At 58.0% G+C, this 20,962-nt stretch carries 20 protein-coding genes; 8 read left to right on the forward strand and 12 right to left on the reverse strand.

Annotation, left to right across the window (positions count from 1 at the left end; genetic code table 11):
• Window positions 1-72: 72 nt before the first annotated feature.
• The 8 genes from ghrB to C1N60_RS00155 form a co-directional block, all read right to left on the reverse strand.
• Window positions 73-1,047 (reverse strand): glyoxylate/hydroxypyruvate reductase GhrB, encoded by a 975-nt coding sequence (gene ghrB / locus C1N60_RS00120; RefSeq protein ID WP_058758185.1) that lies wholly within the window; start codon window positions 1,045-1,047, stop codon window positions 73-75.
• A 66-nt stretch (window positions 1,048-1,113) separates the two neighbouring features.
• Window positions 1,114-2,397: an MFS transporter gene (locus C1N60_RS00125; RefSeq protein WP_021506893.1), complete on the reverse strand. Its 1,284-nt coding sequence runs from the start codon at window positions 2,395-2,397 to the stop codon at window positions 1,114-1,116.
• Window positions 2,398-2,572: 175 nt separating this feature from the next.
• On the reverse strand, window positions 2,573-3,520 hold the full coding sequence (locus C1N60_RS00130; RefSeq protein WP_394521244.1) for a sugar kinase: 948 nt from the start codon (window positions 3,518-3,520) through the stop codon (window positions 2,573-2,575).
• A 10-nt stretch (window positions 3,521-3,530) separates the two neighbouring features.
• The gene (locus tag C1N60_RS00135) at window positions 3,531-4,280 is read right to left on the reverse strand and encodes a sugar phosphate isomerase/epimerase family protein (protein ID WP_264241085.1); all 750 of its coding nucleotides are present in this window, start codon (window positions 4,278-4,280) and stop codon (window positions 3,531-3,533) included.
• A 158-nt stretch (window positions 4,281-4,438) separates the two neighbouring features.
• On the reverse strand, window positions 4,439-5,464 hold the full coding sequence (locus C1N60_RS00140) for a LacI family DNA-binding transcriptional regulator (RefSeq protein WP_058770743.1): 1,026 nt from the start codon (window positions 5,462-5,464) through the stop codon (window positions 4,439-4,441).
• A 58-nt stretch (window positions 5,465-5,522) separates the two neighbouring features.
• Window positions 5,523-6,527 carry a LacI family DNA-binding transcriptional regulator gene (locus C1N60_RS00145; protein WP_338670622.1) on the reverse strand — a complete coding sequence of 335 codons (1,005 nt, stop codon included), beginning with the start codon at window positions 6,525-6,527 and terminating at the stop codon, window positions 5,523-5,525.
• Between the two features lie 157 nt (window positions 6,528-6,684).
• On the reverse strand, window positions 6,685-7,347 hold the full coding sequence (locus C1N60_RS00150; protein WP_021506888.1) for an OmpA family lipoprotein: 663 nt from the start codon (window positions 7,345-7,347) through the stop codon (window positions 6,685-6,687).
• Between the two features lie 109 nt (window positions 7,348-7,456).
• Window positions 7,457-8,017, reverse strand: coding sequence for a DNA-3-methyladenine glycosylase I (locus C1N60_RS00155; protein WP_058781878.1), 561 nt, complete (start codon window positions 8,015-8,017; stop codon window positions 7,457-7,459).
• Between the two features lie 187 nt (window positions 8,018-8,204).
• Between C1N60_RS00155 and C1N60_RS00160 the strand changes: the two genes are divergently transcribed.
• The 6 genes from C1N60_RS00160 (at window position 8,205) to C1N60_RS00185 (ending at window position 13,330) form a co-directional block, all read left to right on the forward strand.
• Entirely contained in the window at window positions 8,205-8,894 is a 690-nt protein-coding gene (locus C1N60_RS00160; RefSeq protein ID WP_394521245.1) for an autotransporter, read from the forward strand.
• 78 nt (window positions 8,895-8,972) lie between these two features.
• Complete coding sequence (locus tag C1N60_RS00165; RefSeq protein WP_394521246.1) at window positions 8,973-9,650, forward strand: hypothetical protein; 678 nt, start codon at window positions 8,973-8,975, stop codon at window positions 9,648-9,650.
• Window positions 9,651-9,751: 101 nt separating this feature from the next.
• Complete coding sequence (gene dnaT, locus C1N60_RS00170; protein ID WP_021506884.1) at window positions 9,752-10,288, forward strand: primosomal protein DnaT; 537 nt, start codon at window positions 9,752-9,754, stop codon at window positions 10,286-10,288.
• Window positions 10,288-11,028, forward strand: a complete 741-nt coding sequence (gene dnaC, locus C1N60_RS00175; protein ID WP_021506883.1) for a DNA replication protein DnaC — start codon at window positions 10,288-10,290, stop codon at window positions 11,026-11,028. The genes dnaT and dnaC overlap by 1 nt, the downstream gene beginning before the upstream one ends.
• A 99-nt stretch (window positions 11,029-11,127) precedes the next feature.
• Complete coding sequence (locus C1N60_RS00180) at window positions 11,128-12,258, forward strand: ROK family protein (RefSeq protein WP_021506882.1); 1,131 nt, start codon at window positions 11,128-11,130, stop codon at window positions 12,256-12,258.
• Between the two features lie 79 nt (window positions 12,259-12,337).
• Window positions 12,338-13,330 carry a LacI family DNA-binding transcriptional regulator gene (locus C1N60_RS00185; RefSeq protein WP_264250098.1) on the forward strand — a complete coding sequence of 331 codons (993 nt, stop codon included), beginning with the start codon at window positions 12,338-12,340 and terminating at the stop codon, window positions 13,328-13,330.
• Window positions 13,331-13,378: 48 nt separating this feature from the next.
• On the opposite strand, the gene C1N60_RS00190 is transcribed toward C1N60_RS00185, so the two are convergent.
• A complete protein-coding gene (locus tag C1N60_RS00190) occupies window positions 13,379-14,416 on the reverse strand; it encodes an acyltransferase family protein (protein ID WP_058758174.1) in 1,038 nt (345 codons plus the stop codon).
• Between C1N60_RS00190 and C1N60_RS00195 the strand changes: the two genes are divergently transcribed.
• Window positions 14,306-14,635, forward strand: a complete 330-nt coding sequence (locus C1N60_RS00195) for a hypothetical protein (RefSeq protein ID WP_164861029.1) — start codon at window positions 14,306-14,308, stop codon at window positions 14,633-14,635. The genes C1N60_RS00190 and C1N60_RS00195 overlap by 111 nt on opposite strands.
• Before the next feature lie 26 nt (window positions 14,636-14,661).
• Here C1N60_RS00195 and C1N60_RS00200 read toward each other — a convergent pair whose 3' ends face one another.
• The gene (locus C1N60_RS00200) at window positions 14,662-15,738 is read right to left on the reverse strand and encodes an EpsG family protein (RefSeq protein WP_233210743.1); all 1,077 of its coding nucleotides are present in this window, start codon (window positions 15,736-15,738) and stop codon (window positions 14,662-14,664) included.
• Window positions 15,739-16,228: 490 nt separating this feature from the next.
• Between C1N60_RS00200 and C1N60_RS00205 the strand changes: the two genes are divergently transcribed.
• On the forward strand, window positions 16,229-16,972 hold the full coding sequence (locus C1N60_RS00205) for an alpha/beta hydrolase (RefSeq protein ID WP_309785754.1): 744 nt from the start codon (window positions 16,229-16,231) through the stop codon (window positions 16,970-16,972).
• A gap of 9 nt (window positions 16,973-16,981) precedes the next feature.
• Here the strand turns inward: C1N60_RS00205 and C1N60_RS00210 are convergent, their stop codons facing one another.
• Window positions 16,982-20,170 carry an ATP-binding protein gene (locus tag C1N60_RS00210; RefSeq protein ID WP_394521247.1) on the reverse strand — a complete coding sequence of 1,063 codons (3,189 nt, stop codon included), beginning with the start codon at window positions 20,168-20,170 and terminating at the stop codon, window positions 16,982-16,984.
• Window positions 20,167-20,799 carry a response regulator gene (locus C1N60_RS00215; RefSeq protein WP_058758170.1) on the reverse strand — a complete coding sequence of 211 codons (633 nt, stop codon included), beginning with the start codon at window positions 20,797-20,799 and terminating at the stop codon, window positions 20,167-20,169. Before C1N60_RS00215 ends, C1N60_RS00210 begins: the two co-directional genes overlap by 4 nt.
• Window positions 20,800-20,962: the final 163 nt, after the last annotated feature.

Below are 20,962 nucleotides of genomic sequence, written 5' to 3' on the forward strand. Positions count from 1 at the left end.
AAAACATTGTTATCAGGGGGAAGACCACCATAGCGCCCGCAACCGGCAGGCGCAATGGCTAAAGCCGTGGGATCAGGCCTGGACCTGCGGGTTAACGCAGTTTTTCTCAACCTTACCGCTCAGCGCGGCGATCAGGTTGTCGACCGCATCGCGCGCCATGCCGTAACGCGTTTCATGCGTGGCGGAGCCAATGTGCGGCAGCGCGACCACGTTCGGCAGCGTGAGGATTTCCGCATCGGCCGGCACCGGCTCGACTTCAAACACATCCAGCCCGGCGGCGTGAATGGTGCCGTCTTTCAGTGCGGCGGTCAGCGCCTGCTCATCGACCACCGGACCGCGTCCGGCGTTGATCAGAATCGCGCTCGGCTTCATCAGTTTCAGCTGTTCCGCACCGATCATATGGTGCGTCTGCTCGGTCAGCGGCAGGCTGATGCAGACAAAATCGCTCTCTTTCAACAGCGTTTCCAGATCGCAGGCGCGCGCGCCAAAGCGGGTTTCCGCCTCTTCATGCTGGCGGCGGGCGTTGTACAGAATGTTCATGCCGAAGCCAAAGTGGGCGCGCTGCGCCAGTGCCAGACCAATGCGGCCCATGCCGAGAATGCCCAGCGTCTTGTGGTGTACGTCGATACCGAAGTGCTCAGCGTCAATACTCTTTTTCCACTCACCGGCTTTGACCCACTTATCCAGCTCGGTGACGCGACGCGCGGTGCTCAGCACCAGCGCCATCATGGTATCGGCCACGGTTTCGGTCAGGACGGTGGGCGTGTGCATCAGCAGAACGTTGCGCTGGTTGAGCGCATCAACGTCAAAGTTGTCATAGCCGACGGAGACGGTAGAACAGGCACGCAGTGCCGGCATGCTGGCCAGCAGCTCATCATTCACTTTGCCGCCGGAGCCCAGCAGACCCTGCGCTGCGGCGAACTGCGCCGCATGCTGTTTCACCGTCTCCGGCGAGACATCTTTCACTTCCGTGACGCTGAAGTGCTGGTCCAGCTTGGCACGCAGGTCATCGGGCAGGCTCTTATACAGAATCACAGCAGGTTTCATTATTTGCTCCCTGTAGAACGTGTGACGGGCGACCTGAGTCGCCCGGAAAAGTCATCGCTTACGCTTTCAGGCGTGCTTCGCCCCGTGAATCGGCGGCGGCGTTTTGTTGGCCGCCGGTTTAACAATCAGCGTCAGCCACACCGACGCCAGTAGCGCAGCACCCATAAAGACATAGGAGGCGGCAGGACTGCCGGTCGCCCCATTAAGATAGCCTACGATCCATGAACCGATGAAGGAACCCAGTGCGCCCATACTGTTAATCAGCGCCATGGCACCGCCGGAAACATTGCGCGGCAGCATCTCCGGAATGATGGCGAAGAACGGGCCATACGGGGCGTACATCGCACCACCGGCAATCACCAGCAGCGCATACGACAGCCAGAAGTTGCTGGAGCCCACCATCCACGAGCCGAGGAACGCCAGTGCGCCAATCAGCAGCAGCGGCCAGACAAACAGCTTACGGTTTTGCGTCTTGTCCGACGCCCACGACACCACCAGCATGGCGATGGTCGCCACCAGATACGGTACCGCCGACAGCCAGCCCGCTTCGACCATGCCCATCTGCGTGCCGTTACGCAGAATCGACGGCAGCCACAGCACGAAACCGTACACGCCGATGCTCCAGGCAAAATATTGCAGGCACAGCAGGATAACGTTGCGGTTGCGGAAGGCTTCGCTGTAGTTGCGCACCGCTTTAATGTTCTCCTGCTCCTTCTGCAGCTGCGCCTGCAGCGCCGCTTTCTCTTCGTCGCTCATCCATTTGGCCTGGGCCGGTTTATCCTGCACCATAAACCACCAGGCAATCGCCCAGATCACCGCCGGGAAGCCCTCGATGATGAACATCTCGCGCCAGCCAAAGGAGTTAATCAGGTAGCCGGACACCACCGACATCCACAGCACCGTCACCGGGTTGCCGAGGATCAGGAAGGTATTCGCACGGGAGCGCTCGGATTTGGTAAACCAGTTGCTGATGTAGATCAGCATCGCCGGCATCACCGCCGCTTCCACCACGCCGAGGACAAAGCGGATGGCGGCCAGCATCGGAATATTGCTGACGATACCGGTCAGCGAGGCGCAGCCGCCCCACAGAATCAGACACCAGAAAATCAGTTTTTTTACGCTGCGGCGCTCGGCATAGACCGCGCCGGGGATCTGAAAGAAGAAGTAGCCAAGGAAGAACAGGGCACCGAGCAGCGATGACATGCCTTTGGTGATACCGAGATCCTCATTTATCCCTGCGGCAGAGGCGAAGCTAAAGTTCGCCCGGTCCAGATACGCCAGACTGTAGGTGATAAACACGATGGGCATGATATACCACCAGCGTTTTGGCGCGATTGTCTGCGATTTCATGGGTGACTCCTCTGGTTGAGGCGGGCGCATTCTGTGGATGCGTCTCGAAATTAGGGTGTAGAGACAGTTTTAGCGTATTGGCACGGCATCGTAGCGGCGCGATTCATCGCGCGTTGTTGACGTTGCGTCCTGCATGTGCGCAATAAATTGCGCCGCTACCGGTCCGTGCGTTTGTTTAATAATCGCCGAGCGCTGCGCGCGTCGGCAGACCTTCGCTGTCGCCGGCAACCTGAATCGCCAGCGAACCAATTTTGTTACCGCGCAGAATCGCCTGCGGCAGCGATTTCCCTTCCAGCAGCGCGCTGATCAGCCCGACCGCAAAGCCATCGCCCGCGCCGACGGTATCCACTACATTCTCCACGTGGATCGGCGCAATCTGACCCTGTTCGCCCGCGGCGGTTTTATACCAGGCGCCGTCGCTGCCGGTTTTGATCACCACTGCCCGCACGCCTTTATCGAGGTAGAAATCCGCGATCGCTTCAGGCTGACGGTAGCCGGTCAGAATCAGCCCCTCTTTTTCACCTGGCAGCACCCAGTCGGCATATTCTGCCAGCAAATTCAGCTGCTTACGCATCTCTTCTTCACTGCGCCACAGCACCGGACGCAGATTAGGATCAAAGGAGATGGTTTTGCCGCGGGCGCGCATCTCTTTCGCCGCATGTTTAGCCAGCGCCAGCGAGCTATCGGAAAGCGCGGCGGCCACGCCGCTCAGATGCAGATGGCGCGCGCTGCCGAAATAGCTTTCGTCGAAATCATCCGGTGACAGGTGGCTGGCGGCGGAGCCTTTACGGAAATACTCCACTTCCGGATCGGAGCCGTCGTCCACGCGCGCTTTGAGCTGAAAGCCGGTGCGATAGCGGTTATCGATGGTCACGCAGCGGTGGTCAACCTGCTCTTTCGCCAGCTGCTGCAGGGTAAAACGGCCGAAGCTGTCGTCGCCGACGCGGCTGACCCAGCCAACCTGCAAACCGAGGCGCGCCAGACCAATCGCCACGTTAAGTTCGGCACCGGCAATGCGCTTCGTGAACTGATCGGCTGCGGCGAGATCGCCGGTTTGCCCGGCAATAAACATCGCCATCGCTTCACCGATGGTGACGACATCCAGCTGAGAAGTCTGTGTCATGATGAACTCCTTACACCGCACGCAGCAGATCGACGTAGTGGCGGGTCACCGCCACTAAATCTGCGCCGGCTAATGGGAACTCAATACCGCGCGGTGCATCGGCCGGCAGCGCCTGCAACAGCGTGCGCCAGCTGTCGTCGGCGTCATCCAGCGCAATGGCGCGGAAGCTGTCACCGTGCGGCACCGCCGCCTTAACATGAATGTAGCTCACGTAGCGACTGAGCTGCGCCGCTGCCTGCAGGGCGTCTTCGCCGGTCCAGCGCCAGTTGCCCATGTCGAAAGTCATATCCAGCGGCAGCGCGGCATCGCAGGCGTGATGGAAGAAGTGCAGCATCGGCGTCAGCTTACTGTCCGGCGTCTGATCGTTTTCGATGACCAGCGTGACGCGCGAGCCGGCCAGCACCTCGACCAGCTGGCGATCGGCCAGCGAGACATAGTGACCCAATGCCAGCTTGAGGCGCTGAGCGCCCAGCAGCTCAGCTTCCTGCAGGAACTGCGCCAGGCGCGGATTGAGCGCACCATCCGCCTGCCACAGCGCTTCCGGCACTGAATAGCTGACGCTGAGCTGATGCTGACGCAGCGCGTCGCTAAGCGTATGCAGCTGGCACAATTCGTCGTCGCTGAACAGCTCGCGGCGGATCTCGACGCCATCGGCACCGGCCGCTTTAATCAGCGGCAGCAGCGCTGCCTGGCCGCCCAGTTCTGCCACCTTGTGCGCGCCGTAGGCGGCCGTGACCACAATAATTTCCGCTTTCGACATCTTTCCTCCAGCCTGTCTCGCTGTATTGCCCGCCGCACCGTTTTGCGCCGGACAGCACGTTAATGTGCTGTAAAAAGCTTAATGGAACCGGTTCCAAAGGAAAGTAGCAGAGTGCGGAATTATGATCCTGCTCACGAAGTGAGCCGTGAAAAGCGGAATTAGCGCAGCGGCTGGCTGGAGCCGCGCACAATCAGTTCGCCGGAGAAAACCTGCTCGCGAATCGGCTGTTCGCTGCCTTCGATACGCGCGATCACCTGCTCCAGCGCGGCATAGCCGATCTGCCAGGTGGGCTGCTTCAGCGTGGTGATGCCGACGCCGGCCAGCGCCGCCCACTCCAGTTCGTCGAAGCCCAGCAGGCCAATGCTCTCGCCCCAGCGCAGCGTCAGACGCTGTAACGCCCGCGCCACCTGTAGCGTCAGCGCACCGTTGGCGGCCATCACCGCGCAGCGTTTGCCCGGATGGCGCTGATGAAACGCCTGCAGCACCTGTTCCAGCTGCGCCGGCTGATGCAACACCACTTCGGCATTCTCCGCCACCACCTGTGGCGCGCTGCTGATGGTGTCAAAGAAGGCGGCGAGACGTTCGCGGCGTGTATTGACGCTGCCGAGCGGCTCACTCAGAAACAACAGCGCTTCGTAGCCGTTATCCAGCAAATGCCGGGTGGCGATGCGGGCGGCCTCCGGGTTGTTGAGCCCGACCACGTCGCAGGCGAAGTCGGGAATTTTGCGGTCAATCAGCACCATCGGCAGCATCGACTGCTGCAGACGGTTGAGCACCTCTTCGTGCATCCCGACTGCATTCACCACAATGCCTTCCACCTGATAGCTGCTGAGCAGCTGCAGGTAGTGCTGTTCGAGGTCAACTTCGTTGTTGGTGTTACACATCAGCAGCGTGAAGCCGCGCGCGCGGCAGGCGGCTTCAATGCCGCTCAGCACATCCACCGAGTAGGGATTGGTGATATCGGCAATGATCAGGCCTATCAGCCGGGTGCGGCCGCGTTTGAGTCCGCGCGCCATCTGGCTGGGGCGGTAGTTGAGGTCGGCAATCGCCTGTTCGATACGGGCTTTCAGATCCGGCGAAAGCAGATGAACTTCGCCATTCAGATAGCGGGAAACGCTGGTTTTACCGGTTTTTGCCGTGCGGGCAACGTCACTGATTGTGGCTCGTGGCGGCCTGGTTTTCATCACATACACCTGATTAATTGCATCAGGCGAAGACTATCACAGCGCGGCACCCGCGCAATCACTGTGCGTCAGAAGTGAGGCGCAGCATTGGCTGCCACAGCGTCTGTAACTGCGCGGGCGGCGCGCCCTCCAGCAGCTGCAGCACCATTTCGGCGACGCGTTCGCCAATCCGCTGCTGTGATGATTGCAGAATCGCGTTGACCGGTTGCGTGATAATCGAGTCATGCGGCAAACCATCGTACACGTACAGGGGAATTGCCTGCGCGCCGCTCAGACGCCCGGCCTGCTGCAGGGCAATCGCTGCGCCTTCGCCGAGCGGGCTGCAGTCGGTGATGATGGCGTCAGGCTGAGTATCGTGCGCCAGCCAGGCGCGGGTTTGCTGATAGCCCGCGCGGCGCGAGGGCGGCAGCGCGGCCATCCAGCCAGCCTGCTGCGCGCAGGGCGTTGCGGGCAGCGCGTCGATAAACCCCTGCCGGCGGTCAAGAATGTAGGTGCTGGGCTCGTTACCGCCGAGATAGGCAATGCGCGTATAGCCCTGCTGCTGGCAGTGCTGTGCCGCCAGTAGCGTTCCGGCATGGTTATCATAATCAAACCAGGCGTAAGGCTGCGGCAGCTGACTGCGCCCCAGCGTAAGAAAGCGAAAACCCTTCTGCTGCAGGCGCTGCAATCGCACATCCTGCGGCGTGGTATGGGTGACAATCAGCGCGTCCAGCACGCCGCTGCGCAGCATGCGCAGCAAATTGCGCTGCTGATCCTGCGGTTTGTCAGGGAGCAACAGCAGATCGATCTCGTGCAGGGCGAGACGCTGATCGAGCGTCAGCAGCATTTCACTGTAGTAGCTGTCGTTGAGTGAGGCATTGCTGACCGGAAACACCAGCCCGACTGCATTGGCACGGCCGGTCTTCAGGCGGCGCGCGGCGGCATTCGGGCGATAACCGCGCCGGTCGGCTTCCTCTTCGATGCGTTTGCGGGTAGCAGCGGCGACATCATCAAACCCATTCAGCGCGCGGCTCACGGTGGTCACAGAGAGGCCAAGGGCGGAGGCGATAGCTTTGAGTGACATGATGGCTTTCCACTGATCAAATTTTGATCACGCTAGCATAAAGTCATCGCTGGCTCTATCGTCCGGCGATGTTTACGCGTTATCTGCTGCTTTACGCGTCAATAAGCGCGTAAAAACGCGTCGAAAGCCGGCCTGCAGCGGCAGACCGGCCTGTGCCTTAGCCCAGCGGACTCAGGGTAATTTCGACGCGACGGTTTTGTGCTTTACCGGCTTCGGTGCTGTTGCTGGCGACCGGGTTATCCGGGCCCATGCCCTGGGTGCGCAGGCGGTTCTGCGCCACGCCCTGCACGATCAGCGCGCTGGCGACGCTTTCTGCACGCTGCTGCGACAGGCGCATGTTCAGCGCGCGCGTGCCGGTGCTGTCGGTAAAGCCGACCACATTGACGGCGGTTTTCGGATACTCTTTCAGCACCATCGCCACGCCGGTCAGCGTATTTGCGCCGGCCGGTTTCAGGTTGGCGCTGCTCGAGTCAAAAGTCACGTTGTTCGGCATGTTCAGCACGATGTTATCACCCTGACGTGTTACGCTGACGCCGGTGCCGCGCATCTTGTCGCGCAGTTTGGCTTCCTGCACATCCATGTAATAGCCGACGCCGCCGCCCAGTGCCGCACCCGACGCTGCGCCAATGAGCGCACCTTTACCGCGATCTTTCTTCGACGAAGAGAGCACGCCCACGCCAGCGCCCAGCACCGCGCCCAGACCCGCGCCGATGCCCGATTTCCCGGCCTGCGATTCGCCGGTATAAGGATTGGTGGTACAACCCGACAGCGCCACGCTGCCGCTCATTAACAAGGCCAGCGCCAGTACACGCTTTTTCATGAAAAAGTCCCTCATACGGAAACGGGGAAAATGCCCCAAAACGGCACTATTATGCCGTTCAATGATGGGGAAATTCGTGAGGCGCAGTCTTAATTTGTAAACTTTTGCCTTAAAGATTATCGGGATGGCAGAAACAGCTGGTTTGATGATCGTTAATCAGCCCGCAGGCCTGTAAAAAAGAGTGGCAGGTTGTAGGCCCGACGAATTTAAAACCACGCTTCTTAAGCGCTTTAGACAGCGCAATGGCCGGTTCGGAGGTGGTTGGCGCCAGTTTATAATCCGCGTAACGGTGCAAAATCGGCTGGTTATCGACAAATGACCAGATAAAGCGGGAAAAGTCTTCGCCGGTGGCCTCCAGTGCCAGCAGCGCTTTGGCATTATTGATGATGGCTTCCAGCTTGCCGCGATGGCGGATCAAACCGCTGTTCTGCAGCAGGCGCAGCAGATCGGCCTCATCCATCAGCGCCACCGCCTGCGGATCAAAATCATGAAACGCCTGGCGGTAGTTCTCGCGCTTTTTCAGCACGGTGATCCATGACAGGCCAGCCTGTTGCCCCTCCAGACACAGCATCTCAAATAAGGCGCGCTTATCGGTCTGCGGCACGCCCCATTCCGTGTCGTGGTACGCCAGATAAAGCGCATCCTGTGTTACCCAGCCACATCGCTGCATTGCATCACTCCCTAAGCATGAGGAAAAAGCGGTCAGTCGCTTGACGTTTGAAAGAATCGATTAATAGTTAATCAATGGGTGCCGATAATAACGTCATGGACGTTCGCGCTGCAACCGGGTGAACGCTTCAGGATGATCATCAATTTCAAGGCCAACCCGATCCCTTCCGGCTCGTCAGGAGTCTTTCATGTGGCAGAACAGTCAGCGGACCGGCCAGCGTCTCCTTGCGCTGGCCTTTAGCGGTGGGTGGCTACTGGTGGCGGCCCTGCCGGCGCACGCGTGGGATCAGGCCAGCGAGAGCAGCGCGCCTGATTACAATGCGATACTTGCCGAAAAAATTTCCAGTAATCATCTGATGTTGACAGAAAACCGCGACAGCGATCTGCTTGATGCCGCGCTCAATCCGCCCGGCGGCGGCATGGCGCTGCACAGCGAAACGGCCAGCGTCGGCAACTCGCCGCTGGTGAACCGCTACTCGGCAGGCTGGAACCTGCCGATGAATGACCGCCTGCGCACCGGTCCGGTGGCGCAGTTTGCCGTCGATGATTCCACTCTCAGCTGCGCCGCCTGCGCGCCGGTTGATCGTAATAACGCCGAACACATCGCTTCACTGGGCTGGCGCGTGGATTCCAGTTTTGGCTGGATATCGCCGTGGGCACAGGTGAGTTACAGCCATCAGCTCAGCTTCGACGGCACGGCCGTGCCGCGCGATCGGCCGGAAGAGATGAACCGGGAAACGAACTGGATTGATGTCAGCGTCGGTGCCCGTCTGCCGCTCGGCCAGAACATGGCGGCGTTCGCCTCCTTCGCCCAGACCGGCGCGGTCAGCAGCGGCGAACAGTTCATTTACAACCTCGGCGTCAGCGCCAGCTTCTGAAGCGGCATGAAATGAGAAGTGGTGCCAGCCAGCAGAAATATAATAAGCGCGCTAATTATTTTCTGATTTGGTATCACAATGCGCGAAAACATTATTCTTATTAGCCGCGAACTGGCGGCCTTTATCATCAGTGGATTGGTGCTGGTCTTTTGTATGGCGATGGTCTACATCGACGTCAACTGGATGAACGATGCACTGCACGAAACCTCTTTCACCGAAGCGACACAGGAGCTGATGCTGGCGGTCATTGCCGCACTGTTCTTCCTCGCCGCCTGGCAACGACCGCAGCAGCGCAGCGCGCTGATTCTGGTCGGTGGCTTCTTCAGCTGCATGCTGATTCGTGAAATGGATTTTCTGTTCGACGTGGTGCAGCACGGCGCATGGCTGTGGTTTGCGCTGGCAACGACCGCGGCCTCGCTGGCGATGGCGCTGCGTCAGCCGCGGCAAATCCTGCCGGGCCTGGCGGCACTGCTGCAGCATCGCAGCTGGCAAATGATGGCCGCCGGGCTGCTGGCGGTGCTGGTGTTCTCGCGGCTGTTTGGCATGCATGAGCTGTGGCAGCAACTGATGCTGGATGGCTATAACCGCGTGGTGAAGAACATGGCGGAAGAGGGCAGCGAGCTGTTTGGCTACAGCCTGTGTCTGGTGGCATCGCTGCGCTATCTGTGGCAAACCCGCCCGGCGCTGGCAGCGGCACGCGCCAGCCGTCGCGTGATCAGCATTGAGGCGGCTGAACCGCACTTCGCTTCGCGCTAAATCCGCGCGGTTTTATGGCGATCCCCGGTGCTAAAACAGGTACACTGACCGCTTAGCACCGGGTCGCCGGTGCACCGGGTGAGTCAACGTCAGGTTTCTTCATGTCAGTCAAAATCTTATCTTCAACGCTGGTGGGGCTGGACGGCTTTTGCCACGATCCCCTCACCACGCTGCAGCAGGCCGATAACGGCACGCTGGCGGTGCTGCACAACAATGTTCCGGCGTTTTACGCGATTACGCCGCAGCGCCTCGCGCACCTGCTGGCGCTGGAAGCAGCGGCGCAGCAGCCGAATGATGTCACGCTGGACGACAGCCTGTTTCACAGCGACGCCGCGCCGATCGCCGTGCCGGTGGGTAAATTTGCCATGTATCCCGGCTGGCAGCCGGACAGCGACTTTCAGCGTCAGGCGGCGATCTGGGGCGTGGCGCTGAGCGAGCCGGTGACCGCCGCAGAGCTGGCGGCTTTTGTCGCCTACTGGCAGGCGGAAGGCCGGCTGTTTCACCATGTACAGTGGCAGCAGAAACTGGCGCGCAGCGTGCAGATGAACCGCGCCGCTAACGGCGGTCAGCCAAAGCGCGATATCACCCAGATCAGCAATACTGATTATGATATTCCCGATGGATTCCGAGGTGAGTAATGAAAACGCCGAACGATCTTTTCAGTCGCCTGAAAAAAATTATGCCCGCGGATGTGCAGCCAAAGTTTAAAAACGGCGCCGAGCTGCTGGCGTGGAATCAGGAGCAGGGCCGGCTGCGCTCAGAAGCGATTGTGCGCGAAAACCGCGCCATGAAGATGCAGCGCATCATGGGCCGCTCCGGCATTCGTGAGTTGCACATGAACTGCTCGTTCGACAACTACCGCGTCGAAAATGACGGCCAGCGCAAGGCGCTCAGTCTGGCGCGTGAATACGCCGCCGGGTTTGAGAACAGCATCGCCAGCTTTGTCTTCTCCGGCCGTCCTGGCACCGGTAAAAACCATCTGGCGGCGGCGATTGGTAACGATCTGATTCTGCGCGGCAAAAGCGTGCTGATTGTCACGGTGGCCGATCTGATGTCGAGCATGAAAGGCACCTTCAGCGGCGGCAGCGACCTGACCGAAGAGCGGCTGCTGCAGGATCTCAGCCATGTCGATCTGCTGGTGATTGATGAGATCGGCATGCAGAGCGAATCGCGCTACGAGAAAGTGATCATCAATCAGATTGTTGATCGCCGTTCGTCGTCAAAGCGGCCGACCGGCATGCTCTCCAACCTCGATCCGGCCGGCATGAACACGCTGCTTGGCGAACGGGTGATGGATCGCATGCGCCTCGGTAATAGCCTGTGGGTGCGTTTTGACTGGGAAAGTTACCGCAGCCGCGTGCGCGGTGACGAGTACTGATACGCGGCAGAAGCGGTAAAAACCCGGTTTTACCGGCGATTAACCGCCGGTGCGGGCTGCTAAACTTACACCTATTACTCTTTGTCAGGTGAGGGTGCGATGAAAGCAGCCGGGAAAGGACCAGCGGTACTTCGACTGAACAACCTCAAGCGGGTGATGACGCAGCTGCGCACCACCCGTATCACTTCCCGCCAGGATCTGGCGCTGGCGCTCGACCTGAGCAAAAACACCGTTTCCCTGATTATCGATGACCTGCTGGCGCAGGGGCTGATTCACGAGCTTGGCCCGGTCAGTGTGGCTGCGGCCGGGCGGCCCAAAATTGAGATCGAACTGCGCGCGGGTCAGCTGAAAAGCGCGGGCATCATGGTGGAGCGCCAGGCGATTCACTGGCGCGTGTGCGACTACTTTTCGCGCGTGGTGGCCGAGCAAACCTGGCGCACCGAAACGGCCGATGCCGACGGACTGCTGCACGAGCTGACGGAAGTGTGTCAGACGCTGCGCGCGGCGCATCCGGCGCTGCTGGGCGTCGCCATCGGTTTTCCCGGCATCATTGATTCTCAGCGCGGGCGGGTGCACTTTTCTGCGCCGCTCGGCTGGCAGGATGTCGATGTGCTGACGCCGCTGCGGCGCGGCGTTGAGCTGCCGCTGCGCATCATGAATAACGTCAAAGCGGCCGCGCTGCTTGCGGTGCAGCAGCTGGAGCTGAATAAAGCGCAAAGCCACTTCTATCTGCGCATCGCCGACGGCGTGGGCGGCGCGCTGGTGGAGCGCGGCGAGGTGTTCAGCGGCAGCAGCTGGACCGCCGGTGAGATCGGCCATCTGAGCGTGCAGCCCAACGGCGCGCGCTGCAGCTGCGGGCGACAGGGTTGTCTGGAGACGCTGGTGAGCCTGCCGGCGATCCAGCAGCAGCTGGCCCGGCGTAAGCCCGGCTTACGCTGGCAGTCTGGCGACAGCGAACCGGAGATCGTGTATGAGCTGATGGCGCAGACCGGCCGCTATCTCGGCCATGCGCTGAGCCAGGTGATGCAGCTGGTCAATCCGGCCAGCATCATCATTGACGGCCCGTGGAATGCGCAACCGGCGTTTGTGCAGGCGGTACAGCAGGCGGCACAGGCCGGCACGCTGGCGTTTACCTTTGCCCATACCGCGCTGCACTTTCTGCCGCAGCGCATCGATCCGGCCAACGGTCTGGCGCTGGCGGTGATTGAGCACTATGAACGAGCGGTATGACCGGCGGAGCAGCGTTTCTTTTTTGACTCGCCAGCGGGCATAATACGTTGATTGACAGGCTCTCTTTGCGGACCGCGCAATGAAAACGCAGCGCATCACTCTGGACGATATTGCGACTCTCGCAGGGGTCACCAAGATGACGGTGAGCCGCTATCTGCGCACGCCGGAAAAGGTCAGGGCGGAAACGGCGGCGAAAATCGCCAGCGTCATGGCCGAAATCGGTTATATCGCTGAGCAGGAAAATACCGCGGCGTCGCGGCACAATCCGCCGCGCATCGGCGTGCTGATCCCCTCATTCAATAATCAAATTTTTGCCGATCTGCTGGCCGGTATCGAATCGGTCACCAGCGCCCACGGCTATCAGACGCTGGTGGTCAACTACGACTACAATCCGCAGCGCGAAGAGGAGCAAATTGCCACGGTACTGGCTTTTAACGTGCAGGGATTGATCCTGACCGAGTCGGTGCACACCGTGCGTGCGGAAAAGTATCTCAACGCGGCCACTATTCCGGTCGCCGAAGTGATGGGACTGAGCGAGACGCGCGGGCGCATTAACGTCGGCTTTGATAATTACCGTGCCGGCTACGACATGACTGCGATGCTGCTGGCCAGCGGCAAACAGCGGGTGATTTATTTTGGCTCGATGTCCGACCGCCGTGACCAGCAGCGCTACGCCGGCTATTGCGATGCCGTGGCGGCGGCCGGATTGCCGGCCGGACGCATCGTTCCGAACAAAGTCTCTTCGGTGTCGATTGGTACTGGCATGATGACGCTGGCGCGCCAGCTCTATCCGCAGATGGATGCCATTCTCTGTACCAACGATGATCTGGCGGTCGGCGTGCTGCAGGAGTGTCAGGCGGCAGGTATTGCAGTGCCGCAGGCGCTGGCGATTGCCGGATTCCACGGACTGGAGATTGGTCAGGCGACAACGCCGCGGCTGGCCAGTGTGATTACACCGCGCTTCGAGATGGGCAAAGTGGCAACGGAAATTGTGCTGAAGAAGATTAACCAGCAGCCCACCATTGAACAGGTGGATTTGCATTATCAGCTGTCGATGGGCGCCACCATTTGAGCGGTGGCGCTTTGGTGCAGGCGCGACGTGCGCCTGCATAATTAACGCTTAGTCGCGTGCAGCGGTGGGCGGCACAATCGACGGCTGAGCGTGATGGGTGCGCTTCAGGAAACGGCTCTCCAGCAAGTTCCACGAGGTGTAAGCCAGCGCCAGCGTCATCACAATCGTCAGCCCCAGGCCAGCAAACGCGTTGGCATCGAACACACCGAAATGCTGCAGCACCTGAATAATCGGCCAGTGATAGAGGTACATGCCGTAAGAGAGATCGCCGTACTGGCTGATTTTAATCTCTTTACACAGGCTGGTGCAGAACAGAATCACTACCGCCGAAAACGCCACCGGCTCAACGATAAACGCGTAATCCGTGCTCTTGAACAGCAGGAACACCACCAGCGACACAATGGTGATCTCTTTCAGGCGGTCAAAGGTTGGCTGATGCACCGCCAGCAGGCTGCCAAAGAAGAAGTAGGACGACAGCGCAATAAACTGCTTGGCCAGCGTATCGGCTTTCGGGCCGCTGTACAGCGCGGTGAAGTAGAAGTACCAGGCGCAGGAGATAATAAAAATCACGCTCCACACTTTCAGCGGGCTTCGCTTCAGCAACGGCACGATAAAGGGCAGCAGCACGTAGAGTGTCAGCTCGGCTTTGATGGTCCACAGTGAACCATCCAGCGGCTGATTGGGATTGTTGGTAAACACGCCCGGCAGCGACGGCTGAATAAAGTTAAGAAACGAGAAGTTGGCGACCAGATATTTAAGGGTTTCTTTATTTTTCAGGAAATCCATCAGCGGCAGGGTAGTAAGACACATGCCAATCACAAAACACATGATGATGGTGAAAATATAAGCCGGCAATATACGTTGCGCGCGCTTAATAAAATAGGACGTCAGAGATTTACTTCTTAAGTAACTTTTTGCAATAAGAAAACCACTTATTGCGAAAAATCCTTTGACGGCAAAATCACTATTGAGAAAATGCGCCAGGAAACGGATATCGGCGTTTCTCGTCACCTCAGCGGAATGCACCAGCATTACGATAAAGGCGAGGGAAAGTCGTACGATGTCAAAATTGTTTTTTTCGTTCATGTCAGCATTCTTTCATTGAGTGACGACGTGCCAGGAAAAGCCATGAAAGACTTTGCATGGTTGCTTCGGAATATTCTTATCACAGGTGTTCTGCGTGAGCAGATGCAATCTATTAGAATTTTAATCCTCATAAAAAGCAAGCAATGTTCAGGACCAGTAAAATATTCGGATTTTCCCTGGATGACGATGAGAAAGGGCTTATTAATGAAAAAACGCTAACCAGTTGGCTAGCGTTATTTCTGGACCTAGCGGAACAGCTGGAAAGTGCGTGACACCTCATAGCCGACAATCGACTGCTTGCTCGATATGGTGTTGTAGTAGAGATAGTACAGCACCATCAGAATGGTGACAGCCACGGCAAGCACCTTCTTCAGCTTCCGGGTTTCCCAGATACACAGCGAAATAAGCACCGGCTCAACCTGCAGCAAATAGTTCGCCAGACGACCACCAGAAGCGTAATCCTGTAGCGCCATCCTCAGGCCACTACCGATGGCAAAAGTGATCACCAGAATGTAATAGGTATTAAACTTTTCCGGGTCGAAATTTTTAATTTTATCGCTCAGCAACATGTAGCTGAAGATAAAGACGAAGCCGATATTCTTCAGGTTCGACAGGGTCAGAATACCCTGTTCCTGGCGAGAATCGGCATCGGCATAGCCCATGGCCCTGTCGCCCAGCGCACCGAGGTGGCTGGAGAGCGCGGCGATCAGCGCTGAACTGCCGAGAAACGCCAGCGGCAGGCTGGCGACCACGATGGCAATTGGGATGTATTTGTTTTTACGCACAATCATCGCCAGCGGAATCAGCAGCGCGACAATCGCGGTGGCGTGGCTGATAAACGACAGGATGAAGGTGGTGATCATGCCAGACTTGCTGCGCCGCGACATGTGCCAGACGAAGCCCATTAAAAACGCCGAACATAAACCGAAGCGAATCTGGTTCATGTCTTTGTTGATAAACAGGTGCGCAGAGTAGACGGCGAGGGCCACCAGCGGCAGCGGTGTCAGCTTACGGAAGTAGTGCGCGTTGACACCAACAGCGATGACCGCGAAGACAAAGATGAAAATGTCCGGATTAGCGGTAAAGATACGTGTCGCGCCGGCAATGGCGTAAATGGCTGGTTCATAACGGAATTCCACGACCGCACGCCAGAAACCTTCGATAATAATTTTATCGATAAACTGGGCATAGAAGTCGCGATACTGGAAGTCATCAAGGCCGGTTCCCAGGCCACGAATACCGCCAAAAGTAAAAAGTACTACAACGGCAACAAAATAAAGCCACGTCCTGATTTGCGCTGTGTTTTCATTTTTACTTAACATGATTTCGACAATAGCGACGAAAGTCAGGCTAAGACTTATGATCCAGTAAATTCCCATGGTCACAGATTCTTATAGTTTAAAATTCACTTATAACATACGGCCTTGTTAACGTAAACATGAGAAAAGTCTAATTTTTCCTGGTCCGATATTATATTGAATAGGTTTTGCCATATTTATTTGCTACGGTTTCCACAGACATTTTTCGATGAGTATGTTTTTTTCATTATCTCGCGGGGAGCCGGAGCGTCACTGAGCGATTTTATCCGTTCGGTTTGACTTTTGTTACTGTTTTTATTCAGGATTTGGAGCCAGTGCGATGAGAGGGTTGCGGATATTTAGCCTGTTTTTTTTACTGTATCTTCCGGCCGCGTTTGCCAATAAGGAAATTCCGATCTGGCCAGGTGAAGTGTCAGCAAATAATAAATTTATTAATTTTAGTAAAAACCCGGCCATTAATAACCGGGCTGTTACCCACGTCGATGCGCCACAAATGATTTATGTTCCGGCAACCGGAAAAAATAATCATGCGGCGGTGCTAATCATTCCCGGTGGGGGTTTTTCTTATATTATGAAAGATCTTGAAGGGCTGGACGTGGCCAACGTGCTCAGCCAGCAGGGCTATGCTTCATTTGTGTTAATTTATCGTCTGCCACACGACGGTTCAGCGCAGTATCGCCAGCAGGCTTTTGCCGATACCCAGCGAGCGCTGCGGCTGATTCGGGCCAATGCGCAGCAGTACCAGGTGGCGCCTGACCGCATTGGCGTGATGGGCTTTTCCGCCGGCGCCTTTCTCGCCGCCAATCTGAGCAACACTCCCGATGAAGCTAACTATCAGGCGGTCGATGCGCAGGATAAGGTGTCGGCGCGCCCGGATTTCAGCGCCCTCATCTATCCGGTGCTGTCGCTGAAACAGGGCGTGACCCACCCAGGCACGCGCGCGGCGCTGTACGGAAAAGATCTCAGTGCCCAGCAAATGGCGCAGCTTTCGCAGGAAGATCGCGTCAGCGCACACACGCCGCCGACTTTTCTGGTGCAGGCGCTGAACGATGGCACCGCCTCACCGCAAAACGCGCTGGGCATGTTCAGCGCCCTGCGGCAGAACAAGGTCAACGTGGAGCTGCATCTGTTCCAGCAGGGCGGTCACGGCTTTGGCACCGGCCAGAAGCAACATCTGCCGGTGCAAAACTGGCTCACCCTGTTCCACGCCTGGCAAAGCAGCCTGGTGAAGCGGTAAGCGGGATGTTTATTGCTTTACAACACGATTGAACGGCAGCCAGCAATCAATGGCCAGCTGTAGCTGCTCGATACGCGTAGTCAGGCCAGCCAGACCCACGCTGAGCAGGTCGCCATCGCGCGCATCGACGCAGGCCTGCTCCAGCTGCTGGCAAAGCTGATTGATATCTGCCGCATAGATAATTTGCGCTGCCCCGGCCAGCCGGTGCAGCGTGCGTGCCAGCGCCGGCCACTGCTGCTGCGCCAGTTCCTGCTGGGCCTGTTGCAAATCGCGCTGATTCTCTTCGCATACCCTGAGCAGCAGTTTTGCCACCATATCGTCATCGTGGTGCACCATGGCGCGCAGCTGCGGCAAAGACAGCAATGCCGGCAGGGCAGCAGGCTGCGCCAGGGCAGCGTTAAGCTGATCCGGATGCAGCGGCTTAAATAGGCACGCATCCATACCAGCCGCGAGGCCGCGTTCGCGCGTCTCAGCCAGTGCACTGCCGGTAAGTCCGATGATTTTGTGACGATAACCACGGCGACGTAACACACTGGTCAGCGTAAAACCATCCATCAGCGGCATATGGCAATCGGTGATTACTGCATCAATCTGCTGTGTTGCGATGATCTCAGCTGCGAGCTCAGGCTGGCCGATCGCGGTAACACGATGCTGCAGCGCTTCCAGCTGACGGGTCAGCAGCAAACAATTCGCCGGATGATCGTCAACCACCAGGATATGCAGTGCCGGCGCGGCGGGCGGTGCATCAGTCGCGCACAGGGTTACCGGCGGCGGTGCGCGACTCGGTAGCGGCAGCGTGACGTGAACCAGGGTGCCTTCACCCGGCTCGCTGTGCAGGCGCATGCTGCCCTGCATCTGTTGCAGCAGCTGCGCGCTGATCACCAGCCCCAGTCCGCTGCCAGTTTGCTGACGACCGGCTGTGGTCTGCGCAAATGGCTGAAACAGCTGCTGTTGCTCCTGTTCGCTGATGCCAATGCCGCTATCCTGCACTTCAATTTCCAGCACCAGTTCGCCAGTGGCGTTTTGCTCACCGCTGAGATACACCGCCACGTTTCCCTGCGGCGTGAATTTAATGGCGTTGCTGATGTAATTGGCGATCACCTGACGCAGGCGCGGCGCATCAACCCAGACTTCAAGATCAGGCAGCGTAGTGTGATAGCTAAGCGTAAGGTTTTTTTCATGCGCCAGCCCCTGATAGAGCTGCAGTACCGGCTGGCACAGGGTCGCGATGCTATGCCACTGCGGTGCCAGCGTCAGCTGCCCGCGCTCAATCTTCGCCATATCCAGAATATCGCCCACCAGGCCGCTTAATGCCTGTGCCGATTGCCATGCAGTCAGCAGCGCCTCGCTGGCACCGGCCTTACGCGCTTCCAGCGCCAGCAGGCCGATGATCGCGTTGACCGGATTGCGAATCTCATGGCTCACGGTAGCAACCCAACGACTTTTGGCCTGATTTTCACGATCGGCACGATCGCGGGCGATCTGCAATTGCCGCTGCGCCCGGCGGCGGCGGCGGATTTCCCGGCCGCGCTGATACACCCAGAGCAGGCAGGCGAGGGAGACGACGGCTGCCACGCCCGCCAGCGCATAAAATGGCGTGCGATACAGTGGCCAGCTGCTGGCCGTCACCTCGGGCGTACCCTGCCAGCGGCTGGTGAGCTGCGAGATCTCACTGGGTAATATTTCATTCAGGGCCTTATTCATGATGCTGAGCAGCTCGGGATCGCCAGCGTGCACGGCGAAACTGATGTGAGCGGGCTGGGTGCCGACGCGCTGGGCAATGCGCATCCGTCCGGAAAAATAGCGTTTGATCAGGTAAGCGGCGCCCAGCTGGTTATGCACCATGCCATCGGCTTTGCCTTCCAACACTTGCTGCATGCCGAGACTGGCGTTGTCCACCAGCTGTAGCTGTACTTCAGGATAGTGTTGCTGCAGCCAGCCTATGACCGGGCTGCCTTTCATTACGCTGATACGTAAGCCCGAGTGCAGCGCGGCGGGTGCACCCGCGGTAGCGGCAGTAATCAGCACAAACGGCGTGTGCAGCCACGGCTGGGTAAAACGGCCAGGCCACTGCGCGTTGTAGGAGAGTGCGGCCACCATGTCGATTTTATGCTGTTGAAGCTGCATCAGGAGCGTGTCTTCGTGATACTCCGGCACGGCGACAAAATTGATACCGGTGCGCAGGTGGATTTGGTGCAGCAGTTCGGCACTGATGCCCTGAAACTGGTTACGCCCATCCAGCAGTGCCAGTGGCGCAAAAAACGGATTAAAACCCACGCGCACGCTGCCGTGCTGCTGTAGCCAGCGCTGTTCAGCAGCCGTAAGTGCCAGCGGTTGCTGCAGACGCCAGATGTCCGGGCGCTGTGTCCACTGGCGTGAGATCGCGCGATGCTGCTCTGCGGGGATCGCCGCGATGACGCGATTTATCGCACGCAGCAATACCGGCCTGCGCTGACTCACCAGTAGCCGACTGGCATCCTGCGCGCGTGGGGCGAGAATGTCGGCCAGCGCCAGCTGATTGAGGTAGTTGCGTTCAATTAAAAAGCTGGCGGAGGTCAGATTATCGAGCACGTAATCCGCCTCGCCGGTCGCCAGCGCCGACAGCGCGACGCGACTGGAGGCATAACGCATGATGTGCGCCTGAGGAAATTGCGCCCGGATTACGCTGTCGCTGAGATAGTGCTGGTCCACCGCCAGTCTGACTGGCGCTGCATAAGGCACCGGCTGCATGGCGCGATCGCGCTGGGTTACCACCACCGGTCGGTTGATCAGCAGATTCTGTGAGGCGTCCAGCTGGGCGTTGGCGGGCACAGTATTCCCGGCTTTGCTAAACAGCATATCAGCCTGGTCGGCAGCGATAGCGGCCAGCGCCGCGTCACGATCGGCATAGCGCAGCATCTCTATCCGCATGCCAAGTGCCTGGCTAATCAGCCGGGCGTAATCAGCAAATACGCCTTCCACGTTTTTTTCCTCGGATGACATATCAAGGAAGGTGAGATAAGGCGGAATATCGGGCGCCCACAGCGCAATGCGCAGCGTGGGCAACTGACGCAATACCTGCCAGTCGTCCTGCGACAGTTGCGGTATCAGCGGTGCCAGCGGTTCCCGCTCCAGCGGAATATAGAGCTGTGGCATCGGCTGCGCCACCGTGGGGCTGCAGCACAGCACCAGTCCGATAAACATCAGCAGACGGATCATGAGGCTTCCATTTGATTGCGGTGTACGAAAGCAAATAAATCACTCATGGTTTTGCAGTGCAGTTTATCCATTAACCGGCTTTTATAAGTGCTGACGGTTTTATTACTGACGCCCATCCGCGCCGCGATGCGCATATTATTCAGGCCCTTAATAATGTGATGAAAAACCTGAAACTCCTGTGGTGACAATGATTCAATCATTTTTTTCTCCGCCAGCGTGCTTTCCTGCTCCATTTGCTGCATAAAACCGCCCAGCGGGAAATAACCGTAACCACGTTGTGTCGCCTGAATAGCAGTGGCGATCTCTGGCATATCGGTTTTTTTACTGACAAAGCCATTGGCGCCGCTGCGCAGGCTCTGCACGGCATACACGTTTTCATTTTTCCCGGAGATAACGATGATTTTTCCTGGAAAACTCTGATCACGCAATGACTTAACCACTTCAATTCCGTCCAGTGACGGCAGGTCGATATCAATGATGACGATATCCGGCTGCTGCTGCTGAATCAGCGTTACCGCTTCCCGGCCATCGGCGCTCTCGGCCAGCACCGTATGTCCATTTTGTTCCAGCAAATAACGAACGGCCATCCGCGCGATCGGATGGTCATCAACCACAACGACCTGAGCCATAGTTAACCTTTTCCTGATGAGTGAATGACAGGTCAAACTTTAGCCGCTCGCTGAATTTTATATATTGCGTATGATCAAGAACAATAAAATAATTATTTGTAGTCTATGTCCTACAGAGTGAATTTAATTTCAAAAAGGAATTTTTTATTCCGCTTAGGGGAGT

The organism is Pantoea sp. SGAir0184 (genome assembly GCF_043544755.1).

Excerpts from the sequence above, each read along its gene's own strand:
- ghrB (WP_058758185.1), bottom strand. The coding sequence starts at position 1,047 with ATGAAACCTGCTGTGATTCTGTATAAGAGCCTGCCCGATGACCTGCGT.
- C1N60_RS00125 (WP_021506893.1), bottom strand. The coding sequence starts at position 2,397 with ATGAAATCGCAGACAATCGCGCCAAAACGCTGGTGGTATATCATGCCC.
- C1N60_RS00130 (WP_394521244.1), bottom strand. The coding sequence starts at position 3,520 with ATGACACAGACTTCTCAGCTGGATGTCGTCACCATCGGTGAAGCGATG.
- C1N60_RS00135 (WP_264241085.1), bottom strand. The coding sequence starts at position 4,280 with ATGTCGAAAGCGGAAATTATTGTGGTCACGGCCGCCTACGGCGCGCAC.
- C1N60_RS00140 (WP_058770743.1), bottom strand. The coding sequence starts at position 5,464 with ATGAAAACCAGGCCGCCACGAGCCACAATCAGTGACGTTGCCCGCACG.
- C1N60_RS00145 (WP_338670622.1), bottom strand. The coding sequence starts at position 6,527 with ATGTCACTCAAAGCTATCGCCTCCGCCCTTGGCCTCTCTGTGACCACC.
- C1N60_RS00150 (WP_021506888.1), bottom strand. The coding sequence starts at position 7,347 with ATGAAAAAGCGTGTACTGGCGCTGGCCTTGTTAATGAGCGGCAGCGTG.
- C1N60_RS00155 (WP_058781878.1), bottom strand. The coding sequence starts at position 8,017 with ATGCAGCGATGTGGCTGGGTAACACAGGATGCGCTTTATCTGGCGTAC.
- C1N60_RS00160 (WP_394521245.1), top strand. The coding sequence starts at position 8,205 with ATGTGGCAGAACAGTCAGCGGACCGGCCAGCGTCTCCTTGCGCTGGCC.
- C1N60_RS00165 (WP_394521246.1), top strand. The coding sequence starts at position 8,973 with ATGCGCGAAAACATTATTCTTATTAGCCGCGAACTGGCGGCCTTTATC.
- dnaT (WP_021506884.1), top strand. The coding sequence starts at position 9,752 with ATGTCAGTCAAAATCTTATCTTCAACGCTGGTGGGGCTGGACGGCTTT.
- dnaC (WP_021506883.1), top strand. The coding sequence starts at position 10,288 with ATGAAAACGCCGAACGATCTTTTCAGTCGCCTGAAAAAAATTATGCCC.
- C1N60_RS00180 (WP_021506882.1), top strand. The coding sequence starts at position 11,128 with ATGAAAGCAGCCGGGAAAGGACCAGCGGTACTTCGACTGAACAACCTC.
- C1N60_RS00185 (WP_264250098.1), top strand. The coding sequence starts at position 12,338 with ATGAAAACGCAGCGCATCACTCTGGACGATATTGCGACTCTCGCAGGG.
- C1N60_RS00195 (WP_164861029.1), top strand. The coding sequence starts at position 14,306 with ATGCGCCAGGAAACGGATATCGGCGTTTCTCGTCACCTCAGCGGAATG.
- C1N60_RS00190 (WP_058758174.1), bottom strand. The coding sequence starts at position 14,416 with ATGAACGAAAAAAACAATTTTGACATCGTACGACTTTCCCTCGCCTTT.
- C1N60_RS00200 (WP_233210743.1), bottom strand. The coding sequence starts at position 15,738 with ATGTTAAGTAAAAATGAAAACACAGCGCAAATCAGGACGTGGCTTTAT.
- C1N60_RS00205 (WP_309785754.1), top strand. The coding sequence starts at position 16,229 with ATGATTTATGTTCCGGCAACCGGAAAAAATAATCATGCGGCGGTGCTA.
- C1N60_RS00210 (WP_394521247.1), bottom strand. The coding sequence starts at position 20,170 with ATGATCCGTCTGCTGATGTTTATCGGACTGGTGCTGTGCTGCAGCCCC.
- C1N60_RS00215 (WP_058758170.1), bottom strand. The coding sequence starts at position 20,799 with ATGGCTCAGGTCGTTGTGGTTGATGACCATCCGATCGCGCGGATGGCC.